Source organism: Roseitalea sp. (genome assembly GCF_984466335.1).
On sequence record NZ_CFIFWG010000084.1, the window covers coordinates 1 to 12,817 of the forward strand.

A 12,817-nucleotide genomic window follows, 5' to 3' on the forward strand; every position below is an offset into this window, starting at 1 on the left:
CGAGCGCATAAAGATAGACCGTGATCGAAAAGTCCGGGTCGAAGCCCTCCAGCGTCGGCACGAACTCGACATGGGTGAACCAGAAATGCGTCCACCAGCCCGGATGCCCGCCGGCCTGGGTCATCGGCCCGTAGGCGGCCAACGCGGCGACGAAGGCCACCGTCGCGCCCCATGAGAAGGAGCGGGTGAAGACCGACACGAACCACAGAACGCCGATATAGGCGGCATGGTCCGGCCGCGCCAGAAAGGCGGCGAACAAAAGGATCGCCACCGGCAGTTCGCGCCTGGCCATGAAGGCGAGCATGGCCGCGATGAGCAGCATGGACGACAGCATGTCCGGCGTGCCTTCCCGGGCGCTTTCGCCGAACTCGGCGATCAGCAGCAGCGCCATGGCGACAAGGGCCAGATGCAGCGCTTTTTCCCGCGCCAGCCACCAGGTGACGACGATGCCGGTCAGGGCGGCCGGAACCACGCTCAGCAGCCGCAGAGCGGTATGCGGGTCGACGATGCCCGAAAGCCAGCCAATGGCTTCGACATAGAGCAGCTTGACCCGGTAGAAGCCCAGCATCGTGAAGAACGCCTCGGCATCGTTGTACTGGCGGACCCGGTAGTCGCGATCCTGGGTCAGCACGATGAAATCGCCCGCCGGCGCGTTCTGCCGCATCGTCTCGTAGGCATGGCGATGCAGCGCCTCGACCGACACGCCCGGCGCCTCGTGCGCCGCCGCCAGATAGGCGAACATGTCCCAATTGTAGATCGGAAAGACCCAGGCCGCCGCGGTCACGGTCGCGGTGAAGGCGAGCAGCAGCAAAAGGCCGAGCGGGGCCGCCAGATGCGCAGTTCGCCCGGCCAGCCACGCGCCGGCGGCGAGAACGCGAATGTTGACGGCTTCGATCATTGGTCCGGCTCCCCAGGGGAACATTAGACGGCAAGCCCCTTGCGCCGGGCTGGCGGCGCAAGGGGCCCGGCCGCTCAGCTGACCTGACTCTTGACGGTGACCTGGCTCTTGACGAAGTCGCGCACGATCGCGGCGATGCCGCGGCCGAGCAGCGCGTCGAAACCGGCGATGAACCGGTCCACATGCGCGCGCCGGCAGACGAGCGGCGGCTCCAGCCGGATGACGTTGCGGTTGTACTCGGTGAAGGCGACCAGAATGTCGTGGTCGCGCAGGAGAAGCGCGCCGATGAAGCCCGACAGCGACCCCTTCAGCCTGTCGTCGAGCATGGCGACCGCCGGACGCAAGACGGCGGGCAGCGTGTTGGAGACATCGTGGAATTCGAGCCCGACCATGAAGCCCCGGCCGCGCACATCCTTGATGATCTTCGGATATTTGGCTTTCAGGCGCTCAAGCTCGGCAATCAGATAGGCGCCGGTCTCCGCCGCATTGTCGATCAGGCCCTCCTCGTAGAGGATGTTGATCGTCTCAAGCGCGGTCACCGATGCCTCGCCGATGCCGCCGAAGGTCGCCTGCGCGTGGATCATCGCCGTCTTCGGCGTGCCGTAGGCCCTCATATAGACATCGCGGCGAGCGATCATGGCGGCCATGGCGCACTTGCCGCCGCCCAGCGACTTGGCGAGCGCGGTGATGTCCGGCACCACGCCGTGATGCTCGAAAGCGTAGAAGCGGCCCGTCCGGCCGAGGCCGCACTGCACCTCGTCGGCGACCCAGATGACCTTGTGCGCGTCGCAAAGCGCGCGCAGCTTCTGCCAATAGGCGGTCGGCGCCTCGATGATGCCGCCGCCGCCCTGGACCGTCTCAAGGCAGATGGCGCCGATCTGCGGATGCGCCCTGAACGCCGCCTCGATCGCGCCGATATCGCCGAACGGCACCTTGATGGTGTTGCCCAGGAGCTTGAACGCGCCGCGATAGAGCGGCCCGTCGGTGACCGACAGCACCCCCTTGGTCTTGCCGTGGAAGGAATTCTCCGCATAGGCGACCATCGGCCGGTCCGGGCCGGCGGCGCGCTCGGCGAGCTTCAGCGCCGCCTCCATCGCCTCCGATCCGGACGAGCCCAGGAACACCATGTCGAGGTCGCCGGGCGAGCAGGCCGCGATGTTGCGCGCCAGAGCCGCCGCATATTGCGACATGAAGGCCATGGCGATCTCGTGGCGCCTTTCGTCCTGGAAGGTCTTGCGCGCCTCAAGGATGCGCGGATGGTTGTGGCCGAGCGCGAGCGAGCCGAACCCGCCGAAGAAATCGAGGATCTTCCGGCCGTTCTGGTCGGTATATTCCATCCCCTCGGCGCGCTCGATCTTGATCCTGTGAAAGCCGAGCAGCTTCATGAAATGAAGCTGGCCGGGGTTCAGATGCGCCTTGAACAGTTCGGTCATGGTGGCGATATCCATCGCCTTGGCATCCGCCACCGACAAGAGGGCGGGCTTTGCAAGCGGCGCGCGCGCCGGCGCGGCGGGCATCGGCGCATGCATGGCGGGCGCTTGGGCCGCCGGCTTCCTCATGGTCAGGAAATCGAGCATCGGGGTGTCCTCACCGTGCGGCCACGACGGTCGAATTGCCGACCATCAGGCCCTTGTCCTTGGCGCTGCGATATTCGGCGTATGCGGCGCGAAGCATGTCCTCGTCGCGATGTTCGGGCACCCAGCCCAGATCGCGCCGCACGGCCGTCGTATCGCGCACGCAATGTTCGTCGGCGATCAGATATTGCTCGGGGTCCATCAGCGGCACGTTCAGCCGGTCGAGCAGACCGAGCGCCGCCTTGACCGCAAAGCCCGGCGTCGGCACCAGGATCGATTTCGAACCGGCCGACCTGATCAGATCGCCCAGCAATTCGCGCACCGGCGGCGGATCGTCCGAACCCAGATTGTAGGCCCTGTTGGGCACGCCCTTCTCCCAGGCGAGACGCGCCGCCTCGGCACAGTCATGGACCGAGACGAACTGGTAGGGGGTCCTGCCCGATCCGATCATCGGCACCGGCAGGTTCATGTCGATCAGCCTGAACAGCTTTCCTAGGATCCCCAGCCGGCCGGGCCCGATGATCAGGCGTGGCCGCATGATGGCGATCTTCATGCCGCGCATGCGCCAGTCGTCGGCGATGGTCTCGGTGCGGGCCTTCGAGCCGCCGTAATGGCCCAGCGGCGCGATCGGGTGATGCTCGTCCTGCGGCGTCTTGACGGTTTTGCCGTAGACCATGTCGGTGGTGTACTGCACCAGCCTGGAGGCGCCCGAGGCGGTAATGTGCGCCATGATGTTGGCGGCGCCGAACGTGTTGACCGGATAGAAGAACGGGTAGCGGTCGATGCGCCTCTGGATCGGCGACAACATCATGGCGCTCATATTGTAGACCATGTCGTCGGCATCGATCGGCACGCCGGCGACCGAGGCCGAATTGGTCACGTCGCAATGGACATGGCCGACATCGCCGTAATGGCCCAGGTCGGACCTGTTCACATCGGCGACCAGCACCTGTTCTCCGCGCTCGGACAGATCCTTGGCGAGATGGCGGCCGACGAAGCCGTCGCCGCCGAAAATGACATGTTTCATGATTGACCCCCATCGGAAACGGGTTGGACCGGTGAAGACGCGTCGGCCGGCGTGCGCGCGGACAAGGGCGAGCCCGACTGCGCGATCAGCATGGTGCCGACGCAGATGAAGACGATGCCGGCGATCTTGTAGGCGCCAAGGTCCTCGCCGAAGAGCTGCCAGGCAAGGACGGTGACCGCCACATAGGCGAGCGACAGGAACGGGTAGGCAAAGCTCAGATCGACCTTCGACAGAACGAACATGTGCGAGGCCATGGAGACGATGAAAGTCGCAAGGCCGACGAACACCCATGGCTGGAACACGATCAAGGTCGCCTTGAGCAGCAGGTTCGGCTGCCCCAGCACCGCTGGCGACAACGTCATCATGCCCTGTTTCAGCATGAGCTGCGCCGCCGCGTTGGTCAGTACGGTAAACAAAATGAACGGAATATATTTCATGGGTTTGCGCCCGGCCCTCACCGGGTTCCGTCCTAGGACGGTTCCGTTTATTTTCGCTGAAGCCGGCCGGGGTCCTTTTCGTCAAATGTCCCGTTTTCGAGGCAAAGCGCCGTACGGCGCCAGAAATCGGAGCAAAGCGCCCGATCGCGCATCGCCTCCAGTTCGGCCCAGCGCGGCAAGGAGGCAGCGAAGGTGGCCGCGCCCATGCGCGCATCCTTGTAGGGATTGACCCGCCCGCCGGCCTTGATGGTGATGCGGTCGAGTTCATCGAGCAGGTCCAGCGTGGCGCGCCCCCTGTTGGGAAAATCGAGCGTCAGCGTGTAGCCGGGCACCGGAAAGCTCGTCAGGCCCGGCGAGGCGACGGCGCCGAAGCGCTTCAGAACGGTCAGGAACGAAGCCTGCCCGGCCTTGCGCGAGAGGGCGAGCATCTCTGGGATCGCGCGCCGGGCGGTTTCGAACGGGAGCGCGCTCTGATGCTGGAAAAGGCCGCGCGGGCCATAAAGCCGGTTCCAGTTGCCGACCGCATCGAGCGGATAGAAATAGCCTTGCCACGACGAGGTCCGCTCCGCTCCCGCCCTGCGCGCCTTGGCCGCGTAAAAGACCGCGTTGAACGCACGCAGGCTCAGCGCGTTGAGCGCCGAAACGGGCAATTGGAACGGCACCGAAAGGCGCGGCGCGTGTGTGCCGGTTGCAAATTGGCCGTCCTGGGCATGATTGGCGGTCATCAGAATACCGCGCTCGCCGTGCAACTGGTCGAGCCAGGCGACGGCATATTCATTGGCGGCATCGGCGGCCTCGGCCTGTTCGAAATAGGCTTGGAGCGTCGCAAAGGGCGTCAAGCGCTCGATCACATCGAGCGCGCCGACCTTCATCATCGTAAGGCGCACGCGCGTGATGATGCCGGTCAGGCCCATGCCGCCGATCGTGGCCGCGAACAGGGCGGCATTTTCGGTGCGCGAAAGACGGTGCCGGCCGTCCGACCGGACCAGTTCAAGGCTTTCCACGTGGCAACCGAACGTGCCGCGCCCATGATGGTTCTTGCCGTGCACATCGTTGGCGACCGCGCCGCCCAGGGTGACGAAGCGGGTGCCGGGCGTGACGGGGAGGAAGAAGCCGTGCGGCGCACAATGATCGATGATCCGGTGCAGCATGACGCCGGCCTCGGCTTCCAGCACGCCGGTCTCGGGGTCGAAGGCGACGATCCGGTTCAGGCAGCGCATGTCAGCCAGAAGGCCCGCATCATTGTGGCAGCTGTCGCCGTAGGAGCGGCCGTTGCCGAAGGCGAGCAGCGCGCCGGGCGCGGCATGGGCCATGTCGGCAAGCGCCGTCCGCCCGTCGACGCCAAGGCGCGCATGGCGTTCGATGCGGCCGAAGCTGGCGAAGTCACCAGGCATCGAGGTCGATCATGCCGGCCAGGAACATGAGCGCCGCGCCGCAGGCGATCATGATCTGGCTGCGCCAGTCGGTGGCGATGAACACGACCGGATCGTCGTTGAACTCGCGCCGGCGCGCCAGGATCCACACGCGCATGACCAGATAGAGCACCAGCGGACAGATCGGCCAGATCATCCAGGGGTGGTCGTAGAGCTGATAGACGGCCGAACTGTCCAGATAGAGCGCCAGCACGACGATCGCCGAAAAGCCCGACGCCATGCCGGCCTGGGCGATGACGTCCTTGTCCTCGGGCCGATAGCCCCGGCCCGAAAGGCGCTGCTTTTCGGACAGTTTGGCGTGATCGAGTTCGACGTAGCGCTTGACCAGGGCCAGCGACAGGAAGAAGAACACCGAAAAGGCGAGCAGCCAGTAGGAAGGCTCGGCGCCGACCGCCGCCATGCCGGCGATGATGCGCACCGTGTAGAGCCCGGCGAGCGTCAGCACATCGAGCAGCAGCCAGCGCTTGATCTTCAGCGAATAGGCCGAGGTGGCGACGAAATAGAGCGCGAGCACGAGGCCGAACTGCCACGGCAGCGCGCCCGCGATCAGAACCGAAAAGGCCATCAGGCCGAAGGCGATCTTGATCGCGGTCGCCGGATCGATGCGCCCGGCGGCCAGCGGCCGATGCCGCTTGGTCGGGTGCGCGCGATCCATCGACAGGTCGAAAAGGTCGTTGAAGATGTAGACCGCCGAGGCGAGGAAGCTGAAGGCGAGGAAGGCGCCGGCGAGCTGCATTATCGTGACCGGCACGAACACCGTATGGGCCAGCACGGCCGGCACCGCGATCAGCACGTTCTTGGACCATTGATGGACCCGCAGCATCCTGAAAACGTCGAACAGGCTCAGCGGGCCCTGGTCGAGCAGGATCGCGCCGCCATGATTGTCGGCCCAGTGGCGCGCCTGGGCATCGGGCGCGACGACATAGGCCCGCCGCGCCGCCTCGAAGATCGCCACATCGTCACCGCTGTTGCCGATATAGTCGAAGCCCGCCTCGCCATAGGTCCCGGCGAGCCGATCGCGCTTGGCGTGCGACTTCAGGTTCCGGTCCGGCGTCGAGCCGAACACGCGGTCGAACAGGCCCAGATGGCACGCGATCTCGTCCGCCTTGTCCTGCGCGCTGGCGGTGGCCAGCACGATCGTGCGGCCGCGGCGCTTTTCCTGCCGCACGAAGGCAACCACCTCCGGACGGTATCCGAGCGTCGCCGGATCAATGTCGACGCGGCCGAACACCTCGTGCTTGAGGCGGGCCTTGCCGGCGAGCAGCCAGACGGGAAGCAGCAGGACGTAGAACGGGTTGGCGCGCACCAGCCGGAACACGCATTCCCAAAGCAGGTCGCCGGCGATCAGCGTGCCGTCCAGATCGACGGCAAGAGCGATTGCAGTGTCGTCAACGCGCGCGTCCATGTCCGTCCCCGCTGCCTGTCGGTGCCACAAAAGCGCACACTAGTCCGCAGGCCATGCAAAAGCGGTGAACGGCTTGGGTTAACGCAAAGCGGGCACGCATCTATCGGCATCGATGGTTAGCGGGGCGTGAAACCGCCCCGGCGCATTTGCCTCAAATGCGGCCCGGCGGACGGGCCTCAGCGGCCGATGACCGCGCTTCCGCCCACCAGCTCCAGGCGCTCATGGCCGGCCAGGGCCGCCCGATCGCCGTTGGGCAGGGTGATGAAGCAGCCCGCCGCGCAGAACGAGACGGTCTGGCCCGCGCCGACGACAAGCTCGCTCTTGAGCCCGTCCTGCGTCACGATGAGCGTGGCCGGCCCGCCGTTCTGGTTGGTGACCGAGGCGGCCCAGGCGGCGCCCGCGCCCGCGCACACCAAGCACATGGCGGCGCAAGCCGGCGCGCGCGCGAGACGGGCGATGTGCGGCAAACCGGTCATCTGGTGATCGTAACGCGCAACGGCGCCCCGCTCAATCCTCTTCGGGCCGCCGCGCGCCGCCCGTTTCGATCGCATCGAAACCGTCGGTGCGCGGCGCCACCGGCAAAATGTCGGTTTCCGGCCGCATCATGCGCACATTGACGTCCCGCTGCGGGAACGGGATCTCGATGCCCGCGGCACGGAAGCGTTCGACGATGGCCATGCGCAGTTCGGTGCGCACCGTCAGCCCGTAGCCGATGTCGGCCAGGAAGGCATAGAGCGTGAAATCGAGCGAGGAGGCGCCGAAATCGTCGAACGACACGAACGGTTCGGGATTGCCCAGGATGCGCGGATGGTCGGCCGCTATATCGAGCAGCATGTCGCGCACCTTTTGGGGATCGCTCGCATAGGAGACGCCGACCGAAATCGTCACCCGGCCCAGCGTGTTGCGGTGCATCCAGTTCGAGACCGGCTGGTTGATCAGGTCGGAATTGGGCAGGATCAGCGTCTTGCGGTCGAAAAGTTGGATCTCGGTGGCGCGCACCGAAATGTTGGTGACCGTGCCCGTATAGCCGCCCGCCTCGATGATGTCGCCGGTCTTGAACGGCCGCTCGGCAAGCAGGATCAGGCCCGACACGAAGTTGGAGACGACGTTCTGCAACCCGAAGCCGATGCCCAGCGACAGCGCCCCGGCGACCAGCGCGAGCTGGCTCAGATCGAAGCCGGCCGCCGAAACGCCGACGAGCGCGGCAACCGCGATGCCCAGATAGCCGATCGAGGTCCTGATGGAGTTGCGCAGTCCGCCGTCGACGCGGCTGCGTTCGAGCACGTTCCCGTCCAGCCAGCGCGTGAAGCGCCGCGTCAGCGCGTAGCCGGCAAGGAACAGGACAAGGCCGGCGAAGATCGAGGTCAGCGAGATCGAGATCGATCCGACCGGTATGTCGGTGAACAGGCGCAGGCCCACGGCCTGGATTTCCGGCCAGCGAAAGCCCCACAGCATCGCCAGCACGGGCAGGCCGATGACGAAGACGACGACCGTCAGCGTGATCCCCAGCGCCAGGCCGGCCTGATCGATCGCCGTCTCCGACAGATCGAGCCGGGCCGAAAGCGCCTTTCCGGGGCGCGATTCGGCAAAGGCATGGTCGGAGGCAAGTGCCTGCGCGGCGCGATAGCCCAGATAGATCGTCGCCAGCACCGCGCCGGTCAGCACGATCTGCTGGGCGGCGAACCGGGCAAAGCCGATATAGCCGGCAAGGGCCGCAACGATCAGCAGGGCGCCGAGCGCGACCAGCGGCCATTTCACCCAGCCCGGCCAGGGCCACGGCGCGGACGGCGCCCCTGCATCCGCTTCGGCCGCGGCCGGCAGCGGGCGGATGAATGCGATCACCACGAGAAGCGCGCCGACGGCCAGGCTGGCGACGAGGCTGCGGGCGATCGTGATCGGCAGCGACGCGCCGACGATGTCGTTGATCTGGGCCAGCACGAGGTCGACCACCGTGACGACGGCCATGGCGACGACGAAGACCTTCAGCGCGGCGGCGGCCTGGTCCGTCACCGCGATCAGCCGCCAGTGGGGTTTTGCGGGGGCGAACACCGCTTCGGCCAGGCGCCAGACGAGCAGCACCGCCGCAAGCCCCATGAGGAGCCGCGACAGGATCGCGAAGATGTCCGGCCGCAGCAGGCTGGCCTGGTCGAGCGCGAACAGGCACAGCGCCAGGAAGGCCCACAGGGCCAGCGTCGGGACGAGCGTATACCAGAACGCGTTCGTCATGCGCGCGAACGCGGCCGGCCGGGCGCGGCCTTCGGGCCGCGCGATCCAGGGCCCGACCGTCCGCCGCAGGACCGTCGCCAAAAGCACGGCCAGTGCCAGGATCGCGATGACCGCGACGATGACGAGCCGCTGCTTGGTGCGCCAGGTGAAGTCGGCCCAGGAGGACACGCGCCTTTCGAGCGCGGACATCCGGTCGGCGAGGTCGGCGAGCAGTTCCGGCCCGAACGCCTGGGTGATCTCGTAGCGCCGCGACAGGGTTTCGGTGAACAAGGTCCGGCGGCGCTCGGTGATGCGGTCGACGGCCGCGCGGGCCGCGATCGATTCGCCTTCGAGGCGCGCGATCAGCGCGTTGATCGATATCCTTTCGGCGCTCAGCGCCTCCCTTTCGGCGGCGAGCGTCTCCGGCTCGCTTTCCGGGGGCGCCGGGCCGAGTTGGTCGAGCCGCGCGCGAACCTCGCCGAGCCTGGGGGTCAGCGCGATGCCGGCCGCCAGCAGGTCGGCCTGTAGCGCGTTGAGGCCGGCGGCGATCTCGGCCAGCCCGGCATCGTCGTTCAGGCGCGCCTCGATACCGCCGACAAGCCGTTCGACATCGCCCGCCAGAAGCCGGACCGCCATCTCGTGGTCCGGGCCGACGGGTCGCGCGGAAGCGGGCATGGCCGCAACGCACAGAACACACAGGAGAAATATCCAACGCGCGGGGTTCATGCGGCAGCCATAGCATATCCCTGCCGTTTCGAAAGACGGCTTGACGGGAGAGCCAGGTCGGGGAAACGTCAGCATGGGGCGATTTTCCGCAATGCGGCGCGGCACGGGTGTCGCACAGTGCGGGCCCCGACCGGAGACAAGCCCACCCATGGCGGACTATTCTGCCTACGCCATCGTCAGGAACGCCCTGTCCGGCAACCGGAACTGGAAGCCGGCATGGCGCAAGCCCGAGCCGAAGACGCGCTACGACGTGATCATTGTCGGCGGCGGCGGGCACGGCCTGTCGACCGCCTTCTACCTGGCCAGCGAATTCGGCATCCGCAACGCCGCCGTCCTCGAAAAGGGCTGGCTGGGCTCGGGCAATATCGGCCGCAACACCACGATCGTGCGCTCGAACTATCTGCTGGCGGCCAACACGCCCTTCTACGAGCATTCCATGAAGCTGTGGGAGACCCTGTCGCACGAACTCAATTACAATGTGATGTTCTCCCAGCGCGGCGTCATCAACCTGTTCCACACGCCCGCCCAGGAGGACGAGCACGCAAGGCGCGGCAACGCGATGATCCTGCAAGGGGTGGACGCGCGCTTCGTGCGCCCGCCCGAACTCAAGCGCCGCGTGCCGGCGCTGAACCTGACCGGCTCATCGCGCTTTCCGATCCTGGGCGGGCTGGAACAGCCCCGCGCCGGCACCGCCCGGCACGATGCGGTCGCCTGGGGCTATGCGCGCGCCGCCGACCGGCGCGGCGTCGACATCGTCGAGAATTGCGCGGTGACCGGTTTCGTGCGCGACGGCGACCGGGTGACCGGCGTCGAGACGACGCGCGGCCGCATCCATGCGCCCAAGGTGGCGGTCGCGGTCGCCGGCTCGACCTCCCGTGTGATGGCGCTGGCGGGCGTCGAGCGCCTGCCGATCGAAAGCCATGTGCTTCAGGCATTCGTCACCGAAAGCGTCAAGCCGTGCCTCGACACCGTCGTCACCTATGGCGGCGGGCACCTTTACATCTCCCAGTCCGACAAGGGCTCGCTCGTCTTCGGCGGCGATATCGACGGCTACAACTCCTACGCCCAGCGCGGCAATCTGCCGATCGTCGAGGATGTGATGAGCGAGGTGCTGGACCTGTTCCCCGCCTTCGCGAAACTCAGGCTGCTGCGCTCGTGGGGCGGCGTGATGGACATGTCGATGGACGGCTCGCCCATCATCGCCAGGGGCCCTCTGCCCGGCCTCTATCTGAACGCGGGCTGGTGCTATGGCGGCTTCAAGGCAACGCCCGCCTCGGGCTGGTGCTTCGCCCACACGATCGCCAAAGACGCCCCGCACCCCCTGAACGCGCCCTTCACGCTCGACCGCTTCCACCGCGGTCATGTGATCGACGAGAAGGGCCAGGGGGCGACGCCGTGGCGGCATTGAGCATGGTGAGCATTCTTTTCCCTTGCCCTTCGAGGCGCGCATCCCATCCCCTCATCGCAAGGGGCGACGCCGAGCTTGCCGAAGCGGAGCCTCGAAGGGCAAGGGATGGGATGCCCATACCTCGGGGTGAGGGAAACGCATGATCATACCCTGCCCGTTCTGCGGTCCGCGCGATCTGGCTGAATTCGCCTATTGCGGCGACGCGCACGGTCTGGCCGCCCGGCCCGACCAGGGTTCGGACGACCGGGCCGCCTGGAACGGCTATGTCTACGACCGGACCAATCCGGCCGGCGATCATGCCGAAATCTGGCAGCATGCGGGCGGCTGCCGGAGACATCTGCGCGTCGTGCGCAACACGGTGACGCATGAGATTTCCAAGGTGGTCATGCTCGGGCCGGGAGCGATGAAATGACGAGCTTCCGGCATCCCGAGGGCGGCACGGCGATCGACCGCGACGAAACGGTCGGCTTCGCCGTCGACGGCAAGCGGCATTTCGGCCTCAGGGGCGACACACTGGCCTCGGCGCTGCTGGCCAACGGCGTCTCCATCGTGGGCCGCTCGTTCAAATATCACCGCCCGCGCGGGGTGATGGCCGCCGGCGTCGACGAGCCCAACGCGCTGTTCACCGTCATCAGGGACGGCGTGCGCGAACCCAATGTGCGCGCCACCGAGATCGAGATTTTCGACGGGCTCGCCGTCGAGAGCCAGAACCGCTGGCCGTCGCTCGACCATGACCTGATGGCGGTCAACCAGCTTGCCGGCAAGGCGCTCGCGGCGGGCTTTTACTACAAGACCTTCATGGGCCCGGCGATCGGCCCGCTCAGGGGCACCCGCTTCTGGATGATGTGCGAGCATGTCATCCGCCGCGCCGCCGGCCTCGGCCGGCCCGGCACGGCGCCCGACGAAAGCCGCTATGAGCGCATGAACGCCTTCTGCGATGTGCTTGTCGTGGGCGGCGGCATGACCGGACTTCGACAAGCGCTTGAAGCGGCCAGGACCGGCAAACGCGTCATCGTCTGCGAGATCGAGCCCCGCTGGGGCGGCGGCGCAAACCGCGAAAAAGAATCCGAAATCAGCCAGATCACCGATTCGCTTGAATCGATGCCGCACGTCACCATGCTCGCCCGCACCACCGTCTGGGGCTTTTATGACGGCAACGTGCTGGCCGCCGTCGAGCGGGTCACAGATCACCTGAAGGCGCCGCCCGCGGGCGCGCCGCGCCATCGACACTGGGTGGTCCGCGCCGGCCATGTGGCGCTCTGTACCGGCGCTCTGGAACGGCCGCTGGTCTTTGCCGGCAACGACCGGCCGGGCGTGATGCTGGCCGATGCCGGCCGGCGCTACGCCGCCGGTTACGGCGTGCTGCCGGGCCGGCGCCCGGTGATCTTCACCAACAATGATTCGGCCTATGCGGCGGCGGTCGCGCTGCGCAAGGCCGGCGCCGTCATCGGCGCCATCGTCGATATGCGCCCCGCGATCGGCGCCGCCGCGCAGCGCCTCGCCGACCGCGCCGGCGGCAAGCTGATGGTCGGCCATGCGGTGATCGGCACCAGGGGCGCCAGGGGCATCCGGTCCGTTTCGATCGCCCGTTTCAATGCCGAAACGCAGAGCTTTCCGGGCGGCGCCGCAGAGATCGAATGCGACGCGCTTTTGATGTCCGGCGGCTGGTCGCCGGTCGTGCATCTGGCCAACCAGGCCGGCGCC

The 12,817-nt window shown here is 66.9% G+C and carries 11 protein-coding genes; 3 read left to right on the forward strand and 8 right to left on the reverse strand.

Annotation, left to right across the window (positions count from 1 at the left end):
- From AC5E6L_RS09115 to AC5E6L_RS09150, 8 genes are all read right to left on the reverse strand, one after another.
- Nucleotides 1-898, reverse strand: an 898-nt coding sequence (locus AC5E6L_RS09115; RefSeq protein ID WP_491772770.1) for a hypothetical protein, incomplete at its 3' end; no start/stop codon positions are given.
- 74 nt (nucleotides 899-972) lie between these two features.
- Nucleotides 973-2,427, reverse strand: a complete 1,455-nt coding sequence (locus AC5E6L_RS09120; protein ID WP_491772782.1) for an aspartate aminotransferase family protein — start codon at nucleotides 2,425-2,427, stop codon at nucleotides 973-975.
- Between the two features lie 58 nt (nucleotides 2,428-2,485).
- Complete coding sequence (locus AC5E6L_RS09125) at nucleotides 2,486-3,499, reverse strand: NAD-dependent epimerase/dehydratase family protein (protein ID WP_491230481.1); 1,014 nt, start codon at nucleotides 3,497-3,499, stop codon at nucleotides 2,486-2,488.
- Nucleotides 3,496-3,936, reverse strand: coding sequence for a DMT family transporter (locus AC5E6L_RS09130; RefSeq protein ID WP_491230480.1), 441 nt, complete (start codon nucleotides 3,934-3,936; stop codon nucleotides 3,496-3,498). The genes AC5E6L_RS09125 and AC5E6L_RS09130 overlap by 4 nt, the downstream gene beginning before the upstream one ends.
- A 47-nt stretch (nucleotides 3,937-3,983) precedes the next feature.
- Nucleotides 3,984-5,330 (reverse strand): FAD-binding oxidoreductase, encoded by a 1,347-nt coding sequence (locus tag AC5E6L_RS09135; protein ID WP_491230479.1) that lies wholly within the window; start codon nucleotides 5,328-5,330, stop codon nucleotides 3,984-3,986.
- Nucleotides 5,320-6,774, reverse strand: coding sequence for a UbiA family prenyltransferase (locus AC5E6L_RS09140; protein WP_491772773.1), 1,455 nt, complete (start codon nucleotides 6,772-6,774; stop codon nucleotides 5,320-5,322). Before AC5E6L_RS09140 ends, AC5E6L_RS09135 begins: the two co-directional genes overlap by 11 nt.
- Before the next feature lie 176 nt (nucleotides 6,775-6,950).
- Complete coding sequence (locus AC5E6L_RS09145) at nucleotides 6,951-7,250, reverse strand: hypothetical protein (protein ID WP_491229390.1); 300 nt, start codon at nucleotides 7,248-7,250, stop codon at nucleotides 6,951-6,953.
- A gap of 31 nt (nucleotides 7,251-7,281) precedes the next feature.
- Complete coding sequence (locus tag AC5E6L_RS09150) at nucleotides 7,282-9,615, reverse strand: mechanosensitive ion channel family protein (RefSeq protein WP_491229391.1); 2,334 nt, start codon at nucleotides 9,613-9,615, stop codon at nucleotides 7,282-7,284.
- A 238-nt stretch (nucleotides 9,616-9,853) separates the two neighbouring features.
- Between AC5E6L_RS09150 and AC5E6L_RS09155 the strand changes: the two genes are divergently transcribed.
- The 3 genes from AC5E6L_RS09155 to AC5E6L_RS09165 form a co-directional block, all read left to right on the forward strand.
- On the forward strand, nucleotides 9,854-11,113 hold the full coding sequence (locus tag AC5E6L_RS09155) for a sarcosine oxidase subunit beta family protein (RefSeq protein ID WP_491772776.1): 1,260 nt from the start codon (nucleotides 9,854-9,856) through the stop codon (nucleotides 11,111-11,113).
- A 139-nt stretch (nucleotides 11,114-11,252) separates the two neighbouring features.
- The gene (locus AC5E6L_RS09160) at nucleotides 11,253-11,525 is read left to right on the forward strand and encodes a sarcosine oxidase subunit delta (RefSeq protein ID WP_491772778.1); all 273 of its coding nucleotides are present in this window, start codon (nucleotides 11,253-11,255) and stop codon (nucleotides 11,523-11,525) included.
- Nucleotides 11,522-12,817: 2Fe-2S iron-sulfur cluster-binding protein (locus AC5E6L_RS09165; RefSeq protein WP_491772780.1), on the forward strand; the 1,296-nt coding region annotated here is incomplete at its 3' end. The genes AC5E6L_RS09160 and AC5E6L_RS09165, both read left to right, overlap by 4 nt.

Coding starts and splice junctions, on each gene's coding strand:
- AC5E6L_RS09120 (WP_491772782.1), bottom strand. CDS start 2,427: ATGCATGCGCCGATGCCCGCCGCGCCGGCGCGCGCGCCGCTTGCAAAG.
- AC5E6L_RS09125 (WP_491230481.1), bottom strand. CDS start 3,499: ATGAAACATGTCATTTTCGGCGGCGACGGCTTCGTCGGCCGCCATCTC.
- AC5E6L_RS09130 (WP_491230480.1), bottom strand. CDS start 3,936: ATGAAATATATTCCGTTCATTTTGTTTACCGTACTGACCAACGCGGCG.
- AC5E6L_RS09135 (WP_491230479.1), bottom strand. CDS start 5,330: ATGCCTGGTGACTTCGCCAGCTTCGGCCGCATCGAACGCCATGCGCGC.
- AC5E6L_RS09140 (WP_491772773.1), bottom strand. CDS start 6,774: ATGGACGCGCGCGTTGACGACACTGCAATCGCTCTTGCCGTCGATCTG.
- AC5E6L_RS09145 (WP_491229390.1), bottom strand. CDS start 7,250: ATGACCGGTTTGCCGCACATCGCCCGTCTCGCGCGCGCGCCGGCTTGC.
- AC5E6L_RS09150 (WP_491229391.1), bottom strand. CDS start 9,615: ATGGCGGTCCGGCTTCTGGCGGGCGATGTCGAACGGCTTGTCGGCGGT.
- AC5E6L_RS09155 (WP_491772776.1), top strand. CDS start 9,854: ATGGCGGACTATTCTGCCTACGCCATCGTCAGGAACGCCCTGTCCGGC.
- AC5E6L_RS09160 (WP_491772778.1), top strand. CDS start 11,253: ATGATCATACCCTGCCCGTTCTGCGGTCCGCGCGATCTGGCTGAATTC.